Annotated in this window: 16 protein-coding genes; 4 read left to right on the forward strand and 12 right to left on the reverse strand. The window is 46.8% G+C overall.

Features of this window, described 5'->3' with window-relative positions; translation table 11 throughout:
- Window positions 1-850 precede the first annotated feature (850 nt).
- Together R2S67_RS20225 and R2S67_RS20230 are read left to right on the forward strand one after the other, a co-directional pair.
- Window positions 851-2,422 carry an ABC-F family ATP-binding cassette domain-containing protein gene (locus R2S67_RS20225; protein WP_317346765.1) on the forward strand — a complete coding sequence of 524 codons (1,572 nt, stop codon included), beginning with the start codon at window positions 851-853 and terminating at the stop codon, window positions 2,420-2,422.
- A complete protein-coding gene (locus R2S67_RS20230; protein WP_317346767.1) occupies window positions 2,419-3,576 on the forward strand; it encodes an MFS transporter in 1,158 nt (385 codons plus the stop codon). The genes R2S67_RS20225 and R2S67_RS20230 overlap by 4 nt, the downstream gene beginning before the upstream one ends.
- A gap of 74 nt (window positions 3,577-3,650) precedes the next feature.
- Here R2S67_RS20230 and fis read toward each other — a convergent pair whose 3' ends face one another.
- From fis to R2S67_RS20275, 9 genes are all read right to left on the reverse strand, one after another.
- Complete coding sequence (fis, locus tag R2S67_RS20235) at window positions 3,651-3,947, reverse strand: DNA-binding transcriptional regulator Fis (RefSeq protein ID WP_000462885.1); 297 nt, start codon at window positions 3,945-3,947, stop codon at window positions 3,651-3,653.
- A gap of 23 nt (window positions 3,948-3,970) precedes the next feature.
- Window positions 3,971-4,939, reverse strand: coding sequence for a tRNA dihydrouridine synthase DusB (dusB, locus tag R2S67_RS20240; RefSeq protein WP_005382505.1), 969 nt, complete (start codon window positions 4,937-4,939; stop codon window positions 3,971-3,973).
- 139 nt (window positions 4,940-5,078) lie between these two features.
- Window positions 5,079-5,966: a 50S ribosomal protein L11 methyltransferase gene (gene prmA, locus R2S67_RS20245; RefSeq protein WP_164667064.1), complete on the reverse strand. Its 888-nt coding sequence runs from the start codon at window positions 5,964-5,966 to the stop codon at window positions 5,079-5,081.
- 165 nt (window positions 5,967-6,131) lie between these two features.
- Window positions 6,132-7,475, reverse strand: a complete 1,344-nt coding sequence (gene accC, locus R2S67_RS20250) for an acetyl-CoA carboxylase biotin carboxylase subunit (protein WP_005397839.1) — start codon at window positions 7,473-7,475, stop codon at window positions 6,132-6,134.
- Between the two features lie 14 nt (window positions 7,476-7,489).
- The gene (gene accB / locus R2S67_RS20255; protein ID WP_005397840.1) at window positions 7,490-7,954 is read right to left on the reverse strand and encodes an acetyl-CoA carboxylase biotin carboxyl carrier protein; all 465 of its coding nucleotides are present in this window, start codon (window positions 7,952-7,954) and stop codon (window positions 7,490-7,492) included.
- Window positions 7,955-8,015: 61 nt separating this feature from the next.
- A complete protein-coding gene (gene aroQ, locus R2S67_RS20260; protein WP_005397842.1) occupies window positions 8,016-8,465 on the reverse strand; it encodes a type II 3-dehydroquinate dehydratase in 450 nt (149 codons plus the stop codon).
- 303 nt (window positions 8,466-8,768) lie between these two features.
- A complete protein-coding gene (acs, locus tag R2S67_RS20265; RefSeq protein WP_006742998.1) occupies window positions 8,769-10,721 on the reverse strand; it encodes an acetate--CoA ligase in 1,953 nt (650 codons plus the stop codon).
- A gap of 237 nt (window positions 10,722-10,958) precedes the next feature.
- Entirely contained in the window at window positions 10,959-11,588 is a 630-nt protein-coding gene (locus R2S67_RS20270) for a 3'-5' exonuclease (protein WP_005382363.1), read from the reverse strand.
- Window positions 11,589-11,623: 35 nt separating this feature from the next.
- Window positions 11,624-13,450 (reverse strand): DUF294 nucleotidyltransferase-like domain-containing protein, encoded by a 1,827-nt coding sequence (locus R2S67_RS20275; protein ID WP_317346826.1) that lies wholly within the window; start codon window positions 13,448-13,450, stop codon window positions 11,624-11,626.
- Between the two features lie 230 nt (window positions 13,451-13,680).
- On the opposite strand from R2S67_RS20275, the gene R2S67_RS20280 reads away from it, so the two are divergent.
- On the forward strand, window positions 13,681-14,868 hold the full coding sequence (locus R2S67_RS20280) for a 3-phenylpropionate MFS transporter (RefSeq protein ID WP_005397849.1): 1,188 nt from the start codon (window positions 13,681-13,683) through the stop codon (window positions 14,866-14,868).
- A 134-nt stretch (window positions 14,869-15,002) separates the two neighbouring features.
- Entirely contained in the window at window positions 15,003-18,434 is a 3,432-nt protein-coding gene (locus tag R2S67_RS20285) for a PAS-domain containing protein (protein WP_317346827.1), read from the forward strand.
- 94 nt (window positions 18,435-18,528) lie between these two features.
- Here the strand turns inward: R2S67_RS20285 and R2S67_RS20290 are convergent, their stop codons facing one another.
- From R2S67_RS20290 to R2S67_RS20300, 3 genes are all read right to left on the reverse strand, one after another.
- Window positions 18,529-19,914: a class II fumarate hydratase gene (locus tag R2S67_RS20290; protein ID WP_317346828.1), complete on the reverse strand. Its 1,386-nt coding sequence runs from the start codon at window positions 19,912-19,914 to the stop codon at window positions 18,529-18,531.
- Window positions 19,915-19,931: 17 nt separating this feature from the next.
- Window positions 19,932-20,309, reverse strand: a complete 378-nt coding sequence (locus R2S67_RS20295) for a hypothetical protein (protein WP_317346829.1) — start codon at window positions 20,307-20,309, stop codon at window positions 19,932-19,934.
- Between the two features lie 201 nt (window positions 20,310-20,510).
- Window positions 20,511-20,993: a hypothetical protein gene (locus R2S67_RS20300; RefSeq protein ID WP_085344387.1), complete on the reverse strand. Its 483-nt coding sequence runs from the start codon at window positions 20,991-20,993 to the stop codon at window positions 20,511-20,513.
- Window positions 20,994-21,123 lie beyond the last annotated feature (130 nt).

The raw sequence follows: 21,123 nt of genomic DNA on the forward strand, positions 1-21,123 counted from the left end.
AGGCAGGCTTCCCTCTTCGCTATGCTTTCTAAGCCCTGTCATGAGTGAGGTGTTGCGCAGTTCTGTGTGGTTTCTGCTGAACCGGGTCCCAGTATCGAGCGCTAGTTTTGAGCCCTTGTGCTTACTTACCAAAGCTCCCCTTTATTATTACCTGGAAAGTTTATTCACTAGGTTATGTTATTTTCGGGGGAGATTTCTCTGCTTTAGATGTTTTGATTTAGCCATAGGCGCTCATGAAAATAAACTCAGCGCATTTAAAACTTTCCGAACATGGATTTTGTTTGTAGATCTATTTAAGCCAGTGCCTGCCTTAAAGGATATTTGCTACTTCTTCCCCTCTAACCGTCTCCAACCGATAAAGCCACCACTACGTACGTATAACGTGAGCGGTATAGGTGCTCTCATAGCTGTGTTTGCTGAGTAAGTCGTTCACCTGGCACATTGACTGAGGAAAGGTCTTCTTTCAGTGGACCTTCGTGTAAGTCACGATAGTTTTAATAATTATCTGGTACTTTTTATTATAAAGGTGTACGCTTCACATCGAATATTTTTTCGACAGTAAACCATGTTATATCTCTTGTTTAAAAGCTTTGTAAGAAGGCTGAACTCCGTGCAAAAAACGCGATGAAGTGTTGCTCGGAGTCTTAAATTAATCTTCATCAGGTGTTTTATGCGTGAGTAACTTCGCTTAAGTTATACGCAGGGGTCTGTACACCTGATAAAAGAGAAGAGATGGCCGGTGATATTTCATCATCGGCCTTTTTGTATCTGTTAAGCAGCTACAAAGCATTATCCAGTATTGAAGTAAGGGCCGGTATTGATCACCGGCCCTTTTTATTTGGTTAAAAACATGAGTATTTTACAAGTTAAAAATTTGTCTTATCAGATCGCTGATAAGAGTTTATATAGCAACGCGACATTTCGAATTAACGTGGGAGAGAAAATAGGTATCACTGGAGCGAATGGCGTTGGAAAAAGCACCTTATTAAAACTGCTTATCGGTGAATTATCTGCAGATAAGGGCTGCATTGACTGGTTACCAAACCTTGAGGTGGGGTATTTAGAGCAACATTTTAAGATGGATAATGCGCTGACGGTTTATGAATGCTTAAAGAGTGCTTTTGAGAACTTATACGCTGCCGAGCAGAAGCTTTGGACTTTGTATCAGGCGATGACCGAGTCTCACTCTACATCTCTTTTAAGCCAAGTCGCCCGACTACAGGCATATTTAGAAGATGAAGACTTCTATGCAATTGATACCAAAATTGAACAAGTTGCTGTAGGTCTTGGCATTTATCAATTTGGCTTAGATACACCGCTTGTCTCGCTAAGTGGGGGTCAAAGACACAAGGTCCTTTTAGGGAGGTTGTTACTCCGCAACCCCGATGTGTTAATTCTCGACGAGCCGACAAACTATCTTGATGCTCTGCACATTGAATGGTTGGTCACGTTTCTCAACGAGTACACTGGCACTGTTTTACTGGTTTCTCATGATATTGACTTCCTTAATCAAGTAGCGACCAGTATTTGTGATATTGATTATCAAACGGTCCGAAAATACAGCGGCACTTATGTCAAAGCAATGCAGCAAAAGCATCACGACGGTGCTTTGTTAGAAAAGCAATATAAGGCTCAGCAAAATGAAATTCGAAAGTTAGAGCAATTTATTGCCAAAAATGGCGCTGGAGTTAACGCGAGTCTTGCTAAGGGACGCAAGAAAAAACTGGATAAAATCGAACGTATTCAACTGAATCATATAGAGAAAGTATCGATGTTTGACTTTGCTCACCAGCCTATTGGGCAACAGTATGTGATTGACGCAAAAGCGTTGAAGATAGGTTATCAGCAGCCTCTGCTTCCTGCGCTTGATATCACGTTAGCGCGCGGGGAGAAGTTGGTCGTTTCTGGTTTTAACGGCGTAGGTAAGTCGACTTTGCTTAAAACCCTTATGGGGGAGATCGAGCCGCTCTCTGGTGAGGTGGTATTGGCAAAAGGTGCAATGATTGGGTATTTTTCTCAAGATTTGTCTTGGCGTCACCCTCAGCACACGCCTGAGCAGGAGCTATGCTCTTGTGATCCAACGATATCAAGCAAAGAATCACGCAAGATATTAGCTCGCTTTGGGGTCACCGGAGATAAGACGCAGCGCCACCTAGATACATTAAGTGGAGGTGAGCAAACTCGCGTGAAACTTTGTTGTTTATCAGTCCAGAAATGCAATGTTTTGCTGTTGGACGAGCCAACGACACATTTGGATAGCAGCAGTAAAAATGCGCTTAAAGAGGCTCTCCAGCGCTTTTCTGGTAGTGTGATTGTGGTATCTCATGAGAAGGCGTTTTTACAATCTTGGCCTGATAGAGTTTTAGATATTTCGTTGCTCACTTATGCTGAATCGGAAACAGAACAGGAGGTGGAGCTATGATGCAGTCCATGATCCTATTTCTTGTTGCTTTTCTTGTTGGTGCTGATGAGTTGATGCTTGGATCTATTCTTGAACCTATCGGAAATGATTTAAGTGTTCAACCGAGTCAGGTTACGTTATTTATTACGGCATATAGTTTAGCTATAGCAATTTGCGCTCCTTACCTGGGACGTTTATCAGACCGGGTTGGGCGTATTCGTATCATGTTGCCTGCTTGCTTCGTATTTGGGGTTGCGTCTATTACGACGGGCATAGTTCATGATTTTGAACTTGCGATTGCAAGTCGAGTGATCACAGGTATTGCAAGTGCAGGCATGTTGCCAATTGCATTTGCGTTGGCGGGAGACGCGAAGGGTAATAGAGCGATGCGTCAAATTGTGATGGTTCAGGCGGGATTAACGCTGGGTATGATAACCAGCCCAGCGATCGGAGCATTGCTGACCCAGCTTTTATCATGGCGTGCCGCTTTTATTATTTTGGGCGTTGCGGCTCTTCTTGTCGGTGCCATGAGCGTAGTGTTCATGAACAACAAGCATAATGAGTCCAAGAAGTCAGATACTCTGCCACCTATCACAGACGTCATTCATCTTCCAGGCGCGCTGAGGGCTATTCTAGCGATGTGTTTAGGCCTAGGGGGAGGTATTGGTGTATTTAACCTGATAGGCCTTCATATTCGAGATACCAGCGAGTTGGCGCTCGGTTGGGTGGGCGCTATTTATGCTGCTCTAGGGATCGTGAGTGTGGTTGGAAATATGTGCGTGGGGAGAGCTTGCCGTTGGCTTGGTAGCTCTCGAGCCGTTATGCGAGTGGCTTTAATGGTGTGCATACCTTGCAGTGCATGGGTGTTCTCAAATGAGATGAGTACGGTGACCGCTTATCTTCCAGCTCTAGTGCTCTGGTCTCTTGCTGGAGGGGTAGGCTCTCCGGCGTTACAAGCACATATAGCAAGCTTATCTGATGAACATCGAGGTGTGCTGATGTCTTCTGGAATGAGTATGATGCACTTTGGTGTCGCGATTTGGTCTGCCTTGGCGGGCTTTGCTTATTCTGTAGGTAGTGAATGGGTCGGTGTCGTGGCTTTGTTATTGTTTGGCTCAGCGGTAGTTATATTAAAGCCAGTTGGTAATGCTGAACAAAGTGAGCGTTATTCGTAGTGTTTTAGTAGATAAAGAAAAGCCGTTACCTAAAAAGGTAACGGCTTGTTCCAAATACTTTTTGAAAGCCGGTCTTAGTTCATGCCGTATTTCTTAAGTTTTTTGCGAAGAGTACCGCGGTTGATACCCATCATAGTTGCCGCGCGAGTTTGGTTACCGCGAGTGTACTGCATGATAGTATCTAATAGTGGCTGTTCAACTTCAGCTAGAACTAATTCGTATAGTTCTGTTACTTCCTGGCCGTTTAGTTGAGCAAGGTAGTTTTTAAGAGACGCTTTAACAGAGTCACGTAAAGGCTTCTGAGTAATCTGGTCTTGTGACGTTACTGTAGTTACTGTTAATGCTTCTGAAGTCAGATTTTGTTCGAACATATTCGGTCTAGCTCTTCTCTTAATTATGATGCAACGTTATCAAAATAACCTTCTAACGCCTCAATTTGCAGCGGAGCTGCGTCGATAGCGTTGAAGGTACGGCGAAACTCACTTGCCTGTTCATGCTCTTTCAGGTACCACCCAACGTGCTTGCGCGCGATACGTGGACCTAAGAACTCCCCATAAAATTCATGCAGAGCATTTACATGACCAAGCATAATGGTTTTCACTTCCTCAGTTGGAAGCTCCTCCATTGTGGTGCCGTTTTCCAAATAGTGATGGATTTCCTGGAAAATCCAAGGACGACCCTGGGCAGGGCGTCCAATCATTAAAGCGTCCGCACCGGTGTACTCCAGTACAAATTTGGCTTTCTCCGGGCTATCGATATCACCGTTCGCGATAACCGGAATTGAAATCGCCTCTTTTACCGCTTTAATGCTGTCATATTCGGCCTCACCTTTGTACATACATGCTTTCGTTCTGCCATGCAGAGCAAGAGCTTGTATGCCGCAGTTTTCGGCTAATTTAGCGATCTGGACACAGTTCTTGTTGTCTGTATCCCAGCCAGTTCGAGTCTTTAACGTTACAGGAACGTCCACTGCATTCACGACCGCTTTCAAAATCTCTTCGATAATGTTTGGGTATTGAAGCAGAGCAGAGCCCGCTAGCTTCTTATTCACTTTTTTTGCCGGGCAGCCCATGTTGATGTCGATGATTTGTGCACCGTTCTCAACACTGAATTGAGCTGCGTCCGCCATAAGCTGTGGATCGGAACCCGCAATCTGTACAGAGCGAATGCCCGATTCGCCCTCGTGTACCATGCGCTGTTTCGACTTTGACGTTCCCCATAGTTTTGGGTTAGCAGACATCATTTCACTGACGGCCATTCCCGCACCATAGCGAAGACACAACTCGCGAAACGGTCTATCCGTTACACCAGCCATAGGGGCTACGATTAGATTGTTCTTAAGTTGATAGTTTCCGATTTTCAAAACGTCATCACAGTTCTGTACCAGCAAGGGCGCGCATTTTACGCATTTTTTCACTGCGTGAAAAGACTAATATTTGAGCATTTACAAATTGTTTTTGTAAATTGTATGAATTTCAAACAATTAGCTCTGAAAACCTTGTCTAGCCTTGCTTACGACCAGAGATGCGACACCATTCACTTTGCTCAACAATCGGGTCAATGTGAAGCTCGTCACGGTAATAGTTCGCAACATCTTCGGCTTGAGTGTCTAATACGCCAGACATAGCGAGGTCGCCATGTGGCTTAACTAGGCCTTTAATGATTGGTGCAAGTTCACGCAGTGGGCCAGCAAGAATGTTAGCAACAACCACGTCTGCAATCAGACCTTCTGGTTGGTTTTGAGGAAGGTAAACTTCTAGTTTGTCGGCAACGCCGTTACGCTCTGCGTTGTCTTTCGAAGCAAGCAGTGCTTGAGGATCAATGTCGATCCCTATCACTTTTTCAGCGCCTAGTTTGATCGCCGCGATCGCCAGAATGCCCGAGCCACAACCGAAGTCGATAACGGTCTTACCGCTTAAGTCCATGCTTTCTAGCCACTCAAGACAAAGTGCTGTTGTAGGGTGAGTACCCGTACCGAATGCAAGGCCAGGATCCAACATAACATTAACAGCGTCAGGATCTGGAATGTCGCGCCAGCTTGGACAAATCCATAGGCGTTCACCAAATTTCATTGGGTGGAAGTTTTCCATCCATTCGCGTTCCCAGTCTTTATCTTCAAGCTGTTCTACTTTGTAAGCAAAATTGTCAGCCAGCATATTGCTCGCTTTAATTTGGTTGATGATGAAGTTGGTGTCTGCTTCTGCATCGTACAGTGCCAGAATGTCAGTATCGCCCCATAAGCGAGTTTCGCCAGGTAGAGGTTCGAATACAGGTGTATCCTGCGCGTCTAAGAATGTAACAGACAGCGCGCCAGTCTCTTCCATTAGCATGTCGCCGATTTGCTCAGCGTTTTCATTGGTCGCGTTGAGTTTGATTTGAATCCAAGGCATTGGTTTTTGCTCTTAAAGTGAATGAAGTGGCGCAGAGTTTACCAGAACTCTACGATTTGTTTGAGTATATACCCAAATAAGCCTACTTATCTGTTGAATGCTTAGAGTACATACAAAACAAAAATGCCCACGGGTGTGGGCATTTTTTAAGACGTTAGCTAAGGCTTATTGTAAGCCGAGCTTCTTCTCTAGGTAGTGGATGTTTGCACCACCATGCTGGAAGTTTTCGTCATTCATAATGGAGAATTGCAGTGGCACGTTGGTTTTGATGCCTTCGATGATCATCTCACCCAGAGCATTCTTCATGCGCGCAATCGCCACATCACGGTTTTCACCGTACGTGATTAGCTTACCAATCATTGAATCGTAATGAGGTGGTACTGTGTAACCAGAATAGATGTGTGATTCCCAACGCACACCCATACCGCCAGGCGCGTGGAAACGCTCGATCTTACCTGGAGATGGTAGGAAGCGTTCTGGGTCTTCTGCGTTGATACGGCACTCAATCGCATGGCCACGGATCTTAATGTCATCTTGAGTGAATGACAGAGGTTGACCCGCTGCAACGCGAAGCTGTTCTTTGATTAGGTCGATGCCGGTAACCATTTCTGTTACTGGGTGTTCTACCTGAATACGGGTGTTCATTTCGATGAAGTAGAATTCACCGTTCTCGTATAGGAATTCGAACGTACCTGCGCCGCGGTAACCAATTTCGATACATGCACGAGTACAACGTTCACCGATGTACTTACGCATCTCTTCAGTGATACCTGGTGCGGGCGCTTCTTCCACTACTTTTTGGTGACGACGTTGCATTGAACAATCACGCTCACCAAGGTGGATTGCGCCGCCTTGACCGTCAGCGATAACTTGCACTTCAACGTGACGAGGGTTTTCTAGGAATTTCTCCATGTAAACCATATCGTTGTTGAACGCTGCTTTTGCTTCAGCACGCGTCATTGCAATCGCTTGGATTAGGTCTTTTTCTGCGCGAACGACACGCATACCACGGCCACCGCCGCCACCAGACGCTTTGATTATGACTGGATAACCAATGCGTTTAGCAAACGCCTTGTTTTTCTCTTCGTCGTTGTCCAGAGGACCGTCAGAACCAGGCACACAAGGAACGCCAGCTTTCTTCATTGCGTTGATAGCCGACACTTTGTCACCCATCAGGCGGATAGTGTCTGCTTTTGGACCAACGAAGATGAAACCACTGCGCTCAACTTGCTCAGCGAAGTCTGCGTTTTCTGACAAGAAGCCGTAACCAGGGTGAATGGCAACGGCCCCTGTTACTTCTGCTGCAGAAATAATTCGTGGGATATTTAGGTAGCTGTCGATACCACGAGCAGGGCCGATACATACGGTTTCGTCTGCGAGTAGTACGTGCTTAAGATCGCGGTCAGCTGTCGAGTGAACAGCGACGGTCTTAATACCTAATTCTTTACAAGCGCGAAGAATACGAAGTGCAATTTCACCTCGGTTCGCGATGACTACTTTGTCTAGCATAAGGCAAGCCCCGCTTATTCGATTACAACAAGAGGTTGGTCGAATTCAACTGGTTGGCCGTCTTCAGCTAGGATCGCTGTAACAACGCCAGATTTGTCCGCTTCGATTTGGTTCATCATTTTCATTGCTTCAACAATACATAGCGTATCGCCAGCATTTACTTTCTGACCCACTTCTACGAATGCTTTAGAGTCTGGGCTTGGAGAACGGTAGAAAGTACCAACCATTGGAGAAAGAACTTGGTGACCTGCAGGCGTTGCAGCTGCTGGAGCTTCTGCTGCTGGCGCTTCTGCTACTGGTGCCGCTGCTGCTGGAGCAGGTGCCGCTACTGGAGCTGCTGCGTAGTGAACTGGTGCTTGAGGGGCTGCAGTGCCGTGACGACTGATGCGTACTGACTCTTCACCTTCAGAAATCTCTAGCTCAGCAATGCCAGACTCTTCAACTAACTCAATTAGCTTCTTGATTTTACGAATATCCATCTTTTCTTTCTCTTTTATCTTGTGATTAAGACAACCCTCGTGGGGTTGCAGAGTGTTAGGGTTACTTTGCCTGTAGCTTATTAATCGCGGCAGACAGAGCGAATTCATAACCTTGTGCGCCTAGACCGCAAATCACGCCTTCTGCTTTATCTGACAGATAAGAGTGATGACGAAATGGTTCACGTGCGTGCACATTTGATAAGTGCACCTCAATAAATGGGATGGCGACGCCAAGTAATGCATCTCGCAGTGCCACACTGGTATGAGTGAAAGCCGCTGGATTGATGATGATGAAGTCAATCTTGCCATAAGCAGCATGAATGGCTTCAATCAGTTCGTACTCACGATTTGATTGTAGGTGTTCCAGTTCCACCCCAGCGTTATGAGCTTGCTTCGTAAGAGCATCCACAACTTGTGCTAAGGTGCTGTGACCATAGTGTGTCGGTTCGCGCAGACCCAATAGGTTAAGATTTGGTCCGTTTAGAACAAGAATCCGTGACTTTGCAGACATTATGTTGCTATCTTCCCTTATCGTGAGTGGAACGTTTATATTCCCAAATATACGATAGTTCAGCACGATTTTTTTGTTAAAACCGAGCAAATTTTAAAAAATCGACCAAGATTATAGCTAATTCATAGCAATTAGCAGCAATTTACTGGTCTAATCTCCTAATAGCCACCTTCGTTTCTGTAACCAAGTTAACAAAAACAACATAATTGCCATGTTCTTTGTGTGGCTAATTTGTGCGCAAAAGCAAAAAACCGCCATGAGTGATGGCGGTTTTTAAAGTGCTTTTAAAACAGTTGGTTGAATTTATGCCAATTCTGCTTTCTCTGCGATAAGTTTGTCTACCACGCTCGGATCGGCAAGCGTTGACGTGTCTCCGAGGTTGCTTGTATCGCCCGTTGCAATCTTACGCAGGATTCGACGCATGATCTTACCAGAGCGAGTCTTCGGTAAGGAATCTGTCCAGTGCAGTACATCTGGTGTCGCGATTGGACCAATCTCTTTACGCACCCAATCTTTAACTTCTTTGTGCAGCTCAGCTGACGGGAATTCACCATCGTTCAATGTAATGTAAGCGTAGATAGCTTGGCCTTTGATGTCATGTGGAATACCAACAATCGCCGCTTCTGCAATCTTGTGGTGCGCCACTAGCGCTGATTCAATTTCAGCGGTACCCATACGGTGACCCGACACGTTTAGTACGTCATCAACACGGCCTGTGATCCAGTAGTAGCCGTCTTCGTCACGACGCGCACCATCACTGGTGAAGTACATCCCCTTAAAGGTTGAGAAGTAGGTCTGTTCAAAGCGCTCATGGTCGCCGTAAACCGTGCGCATCTGGCCTGGCCAAGAATCAAGGATAACCAAGTTACCTTCAGCAACGGTATCTTCAAGAATGTTGCCCATATTATCGACAAGAGCAGGCTGGACGCCGAAGAATGGGCGAGTCGCAGAGCCTGGTTTTAGATCGGTTGCCCCCGGTAGTGGCGCAATCAAGATGCCGCCAGTTTCCGTTTGCCACCAAGTATCGACGATAGGTGAGTTCTCGTTACCAATCGTTTTGTAGTACCACTCCCACGCTTCTGGGTTGATTGGTTCGCCCACTGAGCCCATGATGCGCAGGCTTGAACGAGATGTGCCTGCAACCGCTTCATCACCTTTTGCCATTAGCGCACGAATCGCGGTTGGGGCGGTGTATAGAATGTTGACTTGGTGTTTATCAACCACTTCACTCATTCGGCTTGTGCTTGGGTAGTTTGGTACACCTTCGAATAAGATGGTCTTCGCCCCATTTGCAAGTGGACCGTAGATTAGGTAAGTGTGACCGGTAATCCAACCCACGTCCGCGGTACACCAGAAGGTTTCGCCTGGTTGGTAATCGAACACATATTTGAAGGTCATCGCCGCGTAGACGAGGTAACCACCTGTTGTGTGTAGTACACCTTTAGGTTTGCCTGTTGAACCTGAAGTGTAAAGGATGAACAGCGGATCTTCGGCTTTCATTTCTTCTGGTGGGCAAACGTCAGAAACGTTAGCTGTTGCTTCGTGCCACCAAACATCACGGTGTTCATGCCATTCGACATCACCACCTGTACGTTTAAGCACCAACACTTTATTGATGGTTTTTACGTCTGGGTTAGTTAGTGCTTCGTCCACATTCTTTTTCAGTGGAACGGCACGCCCGCCGCGCACGCCTTCATCAGCGGTGATCACGACTTTAGCGTCAGAGTCGATGATACGGCCAGAGAGAGCTTCTGGTGAGAAACCGCCAAATACAACGGTATGAACCGCACCGATGCGGGTACAAGCGAGCATAGCCACTGCGGCTTCTGGCACCATTGGCATGTATAAACACACCACGTCGCCTTTACGTACGCCTTGCTCTTTCAATGCGTTGGAGAACTTACATACTTCTTTGTGCAGTTCGTTGAAAGTGAGTGTTTTGTCGTCGGCTGGATCATCGCCTTCCCAGATGATTGCGACGTCATCCCCGTGTTCTGCGAGATGACGGTCAATACAGTTAGCCGAGACGTTCAGTGTGCCATCTTCAAACCAACGAATGTCGACATGACCAGTATCGAAAGAGGTGCTTTTTACTTTGGTGAAAGGTTTGATCCAATCAACGATTTTGCCGTGTTCGTTCCAGAAGCCCTCTGGATCGGTTACCGACTGCTGATACATGGCTAAGTAAGTATCATTATCCGCGTGTGTATGAGTTTTAATATTTTCTTTTACCGGATAAACGTGGGCTTCGCTCATGGCTTCTCTCCTTGTGCCTTATTTCTCGGCCTTACACCAATCTAGATAAGATTTTGAATATGTTTTTGTAGGGCTGTTTTTTGGTTCTAAATAACTTGGTCGTGGTAATGACGACGTTGTGCTTATAACTGTCAGTCACTGCGCGTATTTCCACAATTAGACTTTAGGATGAGAGTGAGGGAAGCGCCGTGAAATCGCTGAAACAAAAGTATTTCTGGGAGCTAGGTCAACTGATTTTTATGTATACGGCGCGGTTAGGTTGGGCAAATCGCCTTTCGTTAAGCGAACAAAGACCAAAGCGGCAGAAATCGCATCTTGTAAAGCGTCGTGTTTATCTTGGATAGGAAGCTCGAGGTGTTTACAAATGGCATCCAGACTTAAGTCGAAATAGGCATTCGGCAAATGTCTTTCCAGCTTGTCGTGATAAATCTGACTTACCTCGATGAGCGGGTTAGGAAGTGGAAAGCCAAGTTGCCTCAGACAAGCAAGATCTAAGATCTTTTTATCGTAACGAATGTGATAACCGACAAGTGGTCGGTTGCCGATAAAGTCGAGCAGCTCGAGCAGCGCCTCTTTTTCGCTAATCCCGTCGACTAAGTCTTGGTGGCGAATTCGATGAATTTTGACTGAGCCAGAATCGAGCGATTGCGGCGCGCGTAAGCGGACTTCAAATGGCTGGCTAGTGATGATGCGGTTGTCGATGATCTTCGTGGCCGCAATGGTCACCAACTCGGCGCGATTTGGATCAAGGCTGGTGGTTTCGCAGTCGAGAGAAACGTATTCTGTTTTATCGGGCGTGCAAAAAAGCGACTGATAAGGAGAGCCTTTCAGTTTGTAGTGCCAGTATTTGCGTTGTAACCAGTTCATTGCCTACGCCTCTGTATGATTTATGAAAATCATGGTTAATCACGAATTTGATAGTGGAAGCCTAAAAATTGCTTAAATTTTTTCACTACATGTAAGCTGTGGCGAAGTAAATCACGCTCGGTTCTATCCAGTTGTTTAATATCAATGTTATTCAATGCTTCTTGCTTTTTGAGTTGTTGATTAAGGCGAACCTTAAAGAACAATTTCAGTGCTTCGTTGAGGTTATCTGCCGTATCAGGCTCTAAGATGCGCTTATTTCTCAGTGCTTCAATGCGCTCAAACGTGTTCTTCTCCTCAATGGCATATTCCAAAGACAAGGTGCGAATGCCGTGCACAATTGGGAAAATGCCGCCGCGTTTAATATCTAATCCGTCCTTAGCACTTTTTACGTTGCCAAACAGAGTTAGGGGCACAGAAAACTGCAAGGCAGGGCGAGTAAAATCAGACAGTATCAACATGCGATCTTTCATTGTGTCGCGAAGGTGGGCCGCGATTGGAGCCAGCAGCTCGCGATTCCCTGCAACAGCATGGGCGTCACTGAAAATGGCTAAGTCCATGACTTGTTGTGATTCGGCTTTGGCTATCCAGCGGTCTAAGGTGTTTATCCACTCTTGCTGCGTTTTGACCCATTTCGGGTTGTTGACCATGACTTTACCCGGGCAAAGTGGATAACCGAGCTGTTGTAGAGTGTGCGTGAAGGATTGCATCACTTGTTCGCAATGAGGCCATTCCAAACCATCTTGAATAATTAGAGCATTGTCTTGGTCTGTCTTGAGAATTTGTTCTCCTCGACCTTCTGAGCCGAGTACGATTAAGCAGCAATGATCGTGCAAGGCTGGTGGAACCACTAACTCGAACGCTTTTTCGATAATTTGCTCGTTCACGGCGGAAATCAGCTCCATGATAAAGCGAGTGCGGATGCCGTTTCTCAATAAACTCTCGACCAATTGACGCTGGCGGTTTGAGGCCAATGCGAGCTCTTCCACACTGCTTGCTCTGGCAATACTGAGCGTTAACACGTGAGAGTGGGTGGAGAACGCGCTGAGAATTTGGGTCATATCCAGCATGCCGACGGCTTGGTTGCCATCACATACCATGAGACGTTTCATTCGATTTCGGGTCATGGTGATCATGGCATTGAATAAAAAATCACCATCATCAACGTGATAGACAGGAAAGGTGGCGATATCACCAACAGGGGTATTGAGTGCGCAGCCATCTAACATCACGGAGTGCAGCATGTTGGTGCGCGTCACGATGGCGTATGGATGAGCCGAAGGCCATTTTTCTAATCGCGGATCGTCATCATTGAGTTTGACAAGTGCAGCATCAATCCCATTTGCTTTTAGGGTATGCGTCACCTCGTTAATCGGCGTGTCTGGCTCAAGGATCATCGGTGGGTGATAAATGCTGCGGTCCACTTTGGTGAGGATAAACTCTGCCAAGTTTTGTTGTTGGTGAGCGGCTTCAATGAGCTCTTGTCGCTTTGATAAATTGTTATCGAAATAGGCCGCAAACTGACCATTCTCGTTGTAAAGCGCCAGAAAGACGTCTTTCGGCAGCAGATAGGAGAGTGTGTCTTCAAGTGCGATGTATTGATGACGTACGTTGTCTTCAAGTAACGAGCGCACATCAAACATATCGTCGTTGGCATAATGCGCGAACACTTCCTGCTGATCTTGGGAGCGCTCTTCTACCGCGCCTTTGATCAGAATATGCAAGTGAGGGTTCTTCTGTCCGCAAGATAAAATTACATCTCGAGCTCGATAGTAGGCAACGTCCAGAGACGAGCGCAGTCGTGTCTGTTGTGCTTCAGTTAAGCGGTCGAACGGTGGAGATTGCATGTTAAATTTGTCAGGCATGAGAACACCCAATGATGGAAGGAACACTCTCTAAGTCTGACAAATTTCCTACCGGAAGCCAGACGACTTTGGTCTAAATCACGATGATTTCGCTTTAAGATGGCCAATGTCGCAAAGTTAGTATTCCATCGAGGAAACGATAAGTTGCCTATTCTTCCCTTTTTATAATACGCATAGCGATCCATAATTCCCGGTTCGAACGTTGATGTTCCCGTTTTAGGATATTAGTAATGTTGAAACCTTCTCCGTATGGCTGGATTTCCCAGTACTTTCTCGGATTCTTCTTTGCGTATGGCGTATATCTGCCATTTTGGTCACTTTGGTTTAAGGAGCAAGGTGTCTCTTCGACCGACATAGGTTTGCTAGTTGGGTTAGGTCTTGCGACACGTTGTGTCGCCAATATCGTGATCACCCCACGAGTGCACAAAGTTGAACACCTTATGCCTGCTTTACGTTGGTTGAGTTTCGCTGCCCTCCTTTTTGTTGGATTTCACTTTTTTACAGGTGGCAGTTTTTGGTTAATGGCGTTAGCGACGGTGCTATTTAACCTCTGTTGTGGACCGATTGTTCCATTATCGGATGCGATGGCAAACTACTACGCTCGTCTGAAAATGCTCGACTACGGCCGTACGCGCTTATGGGGCTCGATCGCCTTTATCGCGGGTTCGACGGCCGTGGGTTATCTGGTGGCTGAATTTGGCTCTGATATGATCTTGTACACGGCGATGGCCGGGGTATTAGTTTCGTTGCTATTTTCAATGCGTATGACTAACCCGATGCCCGTTACGCTTGGTGGGCAAAGCGCGGAGCGTCCAAAACTGAGTGCTCTTTTGACTGACAAGCCGATACTTAAATTCTTAGTGTTGGTGTCATTAATTCAGGGCAGTCATGCGGCTTACTACGGTTTTAGCGCTATTCACTGGAAAGCCGCAGGTCATTCGGAAGATGTGATTGGCTATCTGTGGAGCTTGGGTGTTGCAGCCGAAGTGGCAGTGTTTGCGCTGAGCAAGCGTTTATTTGTCGGTTGGTCAATGCGCGCGTTATTTGTTGTTGCTGCCGTTGGTGTGATGATGCGTTGGGGCATTACGGCATCGACAACGTCGATTGTTGCTTTGGTGATTGTTCAATTATTGCATGGCGTGACATTCGCAACGGCACACATTGCTGCGATTCAATATATCCAAAACTCGGAAGAGAATAAGATAGTGGCGCTGCAAGCATTGTATAACGCGATTCCTCTAGGCGCATTCATCGCACTGATGACCGTGTTGAGCGGTTGGGGTTATGAGCACTGGGGACCACTTGTGTTCTGGGGCATGGCCGCGATGGGTTTATTGGCATTGTTCATCAAGCTCGAACCACAAGAGCCACATCATGTGGTCGATGTATCAGACAAGTCACTGGAAACACAGAATTAGACTTCTGTGACAAAGGTTAAAAACTAAGCTTTGTCTCCGTTGTGAAAGCAGTGTTAAATGAAACCTCTCCCTAATGGAGAGGTTTTTTTATTCTCTTGCTTTAAAACGGCAAGAAAGGCAAGAAAGGATATCGGATGCAAGGATGGCTGGTGGTTCCCGTTTCTTTGGCGTATTTGGGAGCCTTATTTATCATCGCGTGGTACGGCGACATTCAGAAAAGGTGGTTAGCACGCTGGCGGCCGTGGATTTATAGCCTTTCCATTGCGGTGTACTGTACATCGTGGACCTTCTACGGCACGGTCGGGCAGGCCAGCACTAACCCTTGGTCTTTCTTGCCCATCTATATTGCCCCCATTTTAGTGTTTACCATCGGATGGCGCGTTTTAGCTCGGCTTATTTTGATTGCTAAACGGGAACACATCACGTCGATTGCTGATTTTATCGGAGCTCGTTACGGCAAATCTCAAGGTTTGGCCGTAGTCGTTACACTCATTGCGGTTGCGGGAATTTTGCCGTACATCGCTTTGCAGTTGCGTGGTATCACCATGGGGCTAGAAATCATTGCCCCAGAACTGGCTACCGATTTTGGTTATCAAAACGATAGCGTGTCGTGGTTTGTCGTGGTCGCACTGGCAATTTTTACCATGCTATTTGGTACCCGGCACATTGATAACACGGAACACCATCGTGGGATGATGATGGCGATTGCCTTCGAATCGATTATCAAACTGTTGGCGTTTTTAGTAGTCGGTGTATTCATTGTTTGGTTGGCGATGAACACCGAGAATTTGAGCTTAGTTGACGTTGCCACACAGACGTATCAGTCACCAAACATCCCTACCATATTGATTCATACCGTACTCACGATGCTGGCGATTGTTTGTCTTCCACGACAATTCCATACGATGGTAGTGGAAAATGAACGCGCGCAAGATTTGCATATTGCTCGTTGGTTGTTTCCCATTTATCTGATCTTGATGGGGATTTTTGTTTTACCTATTGCGTGGGTAGGGCAAGGTTTGTTGAGTGGTGCTTCGCCTGATACTTATGTGATCAGTGTGCCGATGTCGGTAGGGGCGAGTGAAATCGCTTTGCTTGCATTTTTAGGTGGCACTTCGGCGGCCAGTGGCATGGTTATCGTGTCGACGATTGCCTTAGCGATCATGGTATCGAACGACTTGGTTATGCCACTACTATTGCGTCGCATGCGATTGACGCAGCGTAACCATCATCACTTCTCTGAATTATTACTGCGGATCCGCCGTGGTCTGATTTTAGTCCTACTAATTGGCGCTTGGGGTTTTTATCAAGCGTTAGATACCATTCACTCACTCTCAGCGATCGGCTTTCTCTCCTTTGCGGCGATCACGCAATTCGCGCCTGCGCTGGTGGGCGGTATGTACTGGCGTCAAGGGAATAAGAAAGGTGTGTATGTTGGCTTGGCGGTAGGCTTTACCATTTGGCTGATTACGTTAATGAGCCAAACGGACATGCTTGCCGGGAATGCCAGTAACAACTTTTTGATTTGGTTGATCACCCCACCAGAGGTATTGGCTGGCTTTGACATTGCGATTTCAGATTGGGGGATGATCCTCAGCGTGGTCGCCAATGCAGTGTGTTTTGTCGTGGTTTCTATGACTACACGACCAAGCCTAAGTGAGCGCTTACAATCGGCGTCATTCGTTGGTACGCCACTGCCTGAAAGCGAAAACATGAGCCTATACCAGAGTCGTGTTACGGTTGCTGAACTAGAAATGCTAGCGTCTAGGTTTGTTGGGCGAACGCGAGTAAAAGCGGCTTTTCAAGCGTATTGGAGCCAGCAACGAGAAGAGCTAATGCCGAATCAGCAAGCGCCATCTTCTCTGATTCGACATACCGAACGTGTATTAGCCGGGGTATTCGGTGCTTCTTCTGCTAAGTTAGTACTTACTTCTGCCCTGCAAGGAAGAAACATGCAGCTTGAAGAGGTGGCGACTATCGTCGATGAAGCCTCTGAACTGTACGATTTTAGCCGAGGCCTACTTCAAGGGGCGATTGAACATATCGGCCAAGGTATTGCGGTGGTCGATAAGCAATTACGCTTGGTGGCTTGGAACCAACGCTACTTAGAACTCTTTGAATTTCCGCCAGGCTTGATCCAAGTTGGGCGACCGATTGCGGATGTGATTCGGCACAATGCAGAGCAAGGTTTATGTGGACCAGGCGATCCTGATGACCACGTCCGTCGTCGCGTTTATCACCTTGAGCAAGGGACTCGGCACACCTCTTCTCGGGTCCGCCCCGATGGTCGCGTGATAGAGGTACAAGGTAACCCAATGCCAGGTGGTGGCTTTGTGATGAGCTTTACCGACATCACCGTATTCCGAGATGCAGAGCAAGCGCTGAAAGACGCCAACGAGACATTGGAAGAAAGGGTACGTCTGCGGACTCGGGAATTAGAACAACTTAACAAGCAGCTGGTGGCAGCGACGCAACGCTCCGATTTGGAATCGAAGTCCAAATCACGGTTCTTGGCGGCAGTAAGCCATGACTTGATGCAGCCACTCAACGCTGCGCGCCTGTTCGCTTCTTCATTGTCGGAAGTAGCCAAAGACAGCGAAGCCAAAAATCTGTCGGCACACATTGAGAGTGCTTTGGAGGCGGCCGAAGACCTGATAGGAGATTTGCTGGATATTTCGCGCTTGGAGTCGGGCAAGCTGGAAGTCAATGTGCACGGTTTTGCGTTAAACGATGTGTTGTCGAATTTGAATGCGGAGTTCAGCGCATTAGCCAAGCAACAAGGCATAGCATTCACCATGATTCCATCCTCACTCATGGTGAAATCGGATCCCAAACTGCTGCGCCGTGTGGTGCAAAACTTCCTGACCAATGCGTTTCGTTATAACCCGAATGGCAAAGTCGCACTCGGTGTTCGCCGGGTAAAAGGGCGAGTGCGTATTGATGTGTGGGACAACGGTGTAGGTATTGAAGAAGAGAAGCAGCAAGAGATTTTTGAAGAGTTTAATCGCGGAACTCAAGTTCGTTCCGACCAAGGTCTCGGGCTTGGTTTGGCGATTTCCAAGGGAATTGCTCAAGTGCTCGGGCATGAAATTTCGATGCGTTCTTGGGTTGGTAAAGGCAGTGTCTTTTCTATCACGCTTGATAAAGCAGCTCATGTGCAGCCGCACCCAGTTCAAGTCACGACAAGTAACCAGTCTGAACTTGGTCATCTAAGAATTCTATGTGTGGATAATGAGCCCGATATTTTAGTCGGTATGGAAAACTTACTGTCTCGATGGGGCTGCGATACGCGAGTGGCGACCGATTTGGTCGAAAGTCTACAAGCTCTCGAGGATGGTTGGATTCCGGACGTGATTTTTTCCGATTACCGACTTGATGATGGTCGTACTGGCTTGGAAGTGCTACAGCAATGTCGCTTGAGACTAGGCAGCTGCTTTGAAGGTGTCATCATCAGCGCGGATCGCACCGATGATATGCTTGATGGCATCAAGGCAAATGGGTTCAGCTTTATTGCGAAGCCAGTTAAGCCGCTTAAATTGCGTTCGGTGCTCAACCGCGTCGCATAGCTTTAGAGTGTTTTAGCGTTGCTATAAAAGAGACCTCCGAATGGAGGTCTCTGTGTTTGTAATCTTATTTTGGTTTGTAGGCTGAGTTTGCCGCTTATTCCGCAACACCACCTTGGGTGAGTTTTGCGGGATTAAGCAATCGTTCTAGCGTGGCTCTATCTAAATCGGTTTCTTCTTCTGCGACATCAATAATCGCACGCCCCTGCTTATAGGCTTTCTTCGCGACTTCTGCCGCTTTCAGGTAGCCAATGACCGGGTTGAGGGCCGTGACCAAAATTGGGTTTTTGGCGAGCGCTACATCCAAGTTGTCTTGACGAACTTCGAATGTTGCAATGGCTTTATCAGCTAAAGCCGTTGCGCTGTTAGCGAGTAAATCGATGCTCTCCAATACGTTATGAGCAATGACAGGTAGCATGACGTTTAGTTGGAAGTTGCCTGCTTGGCCCGCGACGGTAATCGTGGTGTCATTACCAATGACTTGCGCTGAGGCCATAGCTGCGGCTTCTGGGATCACAGGATTTACTTTGCCAGGCATGATGGAAGAGCCCGGTTGCAAGCCTTGTAATTCAATCTCACCTAAACCAGCCAATGGGCCTGAGTTCATCCAGCGAAGATCGTTTGCGATCTTCATGATCGCAACTGCTGTTGTTTTGAGCTGTCCCGATAGGGCGACGATCGCATCTTGACTGCTTAAATTGAAAAAGAAGTTATCACTGGCCGTGAACTGAATACGAGTTGACTGGGTTAGGTTGCTAGCGAATAAGTCTGCAAAGCGTGGATCGGCATTGATCCCCGTGCCAACCGCTGTACCACCTTGGGCTAAGGCTTTTACCGCTGGCAGTGCTTGTTCAATCGCTTGTTTTGCGTGCTCGATTTGGAACTGCCAACCGCCAAGTTCTTGAGCAAAGGTAATTGGCATCGCGTCCATTAAGTGGGTGCGACCGGTTTTTACAACATCTTTCAATGCTTGTTGCTTAGACTCTAGTGTTTGGATGAGGTGTGACAGGGCCGGGAAGAGCTGTGTTTCAATGGCTAATGCTGCGCTAACTTGAATGGCCGTTGGCACCACATCGTTACTGCTTTGTCCCATGTTGACGTGATCATTAGGACTGACGGTACCGCCTAGATGCTGGGAGGCCAGTGTTGCAATCACTTCATTCGCATTCATATTTGAGCTGGTGCCTGATCCGGTTTGAAATACGTCAATTGGAAATTGCTCAATATGATTGCCCTCGATAATCGCCTGAGCTGCGTCAGCAATCGCATTAGCGATATCACCTTCAAGCAGCCCCAATTGTGCGTTGGTGAGTGCCGCAGTCTGCTTGATGTGTGCCAACGCTTGGATGAAGCCAGATGGCATCTTATGTTGACTGAATGAGAAGTTATCGACGGCGCGCTGAGTTTGGGCTTGGTAGAGTGCATCTGCTGGGACTTTCACTTCGCCCATACTGTCAGTTTCTATGCGGAATTCGGTGCTCATGGTAGGGATCCTTTTGGTTAATCGAGTGAGATTTGAATCAGGCGTAATTGTTGTTGTAATGCGAGAAATTTCACGTCGCCTTGTTCAAACTGATAGTAATAGCGTTTGAGACAGAATAATGGCGTATGGATAGAGTCGAGACAGACACGACGGAAGATGCGACTGCGAGTGGAGTCTTGAATTGCGTCTAGTAGATGGAAATAAACCTGACGCAAAAACAGCTCACACAACAATAGATTTTCTTCATCGGTACCGTGTTCATAGCAGGAAGACAACACCATTCCCCAATGAATATAGTCATGAATTACGTCTGGCTCAAAGCCGTGTGGTGCGGCGAGAAGGAATCTATCTTGTGCTTTAAAAAATGCGTTAAAGATGTCCCGTTTGTTGTCCATAACCACCTCTCGTTTAATGTAATGATAATTATTATCAATTAAGTGGTGGGTTGGCAACCCTTTTTAGAGTAAGAGGTTGTTGAAGAAAGACTTACGGAAACAAAAGCCGACGTAAAAGCGTCGGCAGAGAGGGAATTATTTAGTCCTGAGGTGACAATGAGGTATCGACGTTTTGGATATCGGTGTCTTTATCTGTGGCCATTACTCTGTAAATAAAGTTTCGTACTTCACAAACGCGGTTTGTGTTTCGCCGTAATAAAGTGTGCCTCCAGATTGAATGACGACTCTTAACCAACTTTCTGCGGATGCTGGTCTTGGTAAGGTAATGTACCAACTTTTTCCAGCCTGATCGGCGGGCTTCATATCAATCGGCTGAGCATTTTTCTCTTCGTCATTAACGATGGAAACTTTGACCCCTTCGAGTGGATAGGCGGCATTGAGTGACAATTCTAAGCCATTTTTCGTGAGCTGTTCTGAGCGAAACTTCACTTTAAAGTCGCCATTTTCCATATCACACAGTCCACTGGTGTAACGACAGTTAGACTTACTCGCGAGTTTGTAAGTTTCCCCTTCTTGTGCCGCGTGGGGTTTCTCGCTGAGTGCCATATCGGTGCCGAAGTAGGCGATCAAAGAAAGAATCGGCGCAATCAGCAGAGCGATAATGAAGTGCTTGTTTTTGAACATAAAATACTAATTCCATCAATTATCTGTTCATTTTAACTGGCTAAAATCACTAATAACTTCGTTAATGATTTTGAAGGTAGAGCAACTAGCTTGCTGCAATCTTTGCCTTGTTCTAAACGATTGTTTCTGC

The sequence above is a fragment of the Vibrio sp. T13N genome, assembly GCF_032970445.1.
In the GTDB taxonomy this organism is placed as follows: Bacteria; Pseudomonadota; Gammaproteobacteria; order Enterobacterales; family Vibrionaceae; genus Vibrio; species Vibrio diabolicus.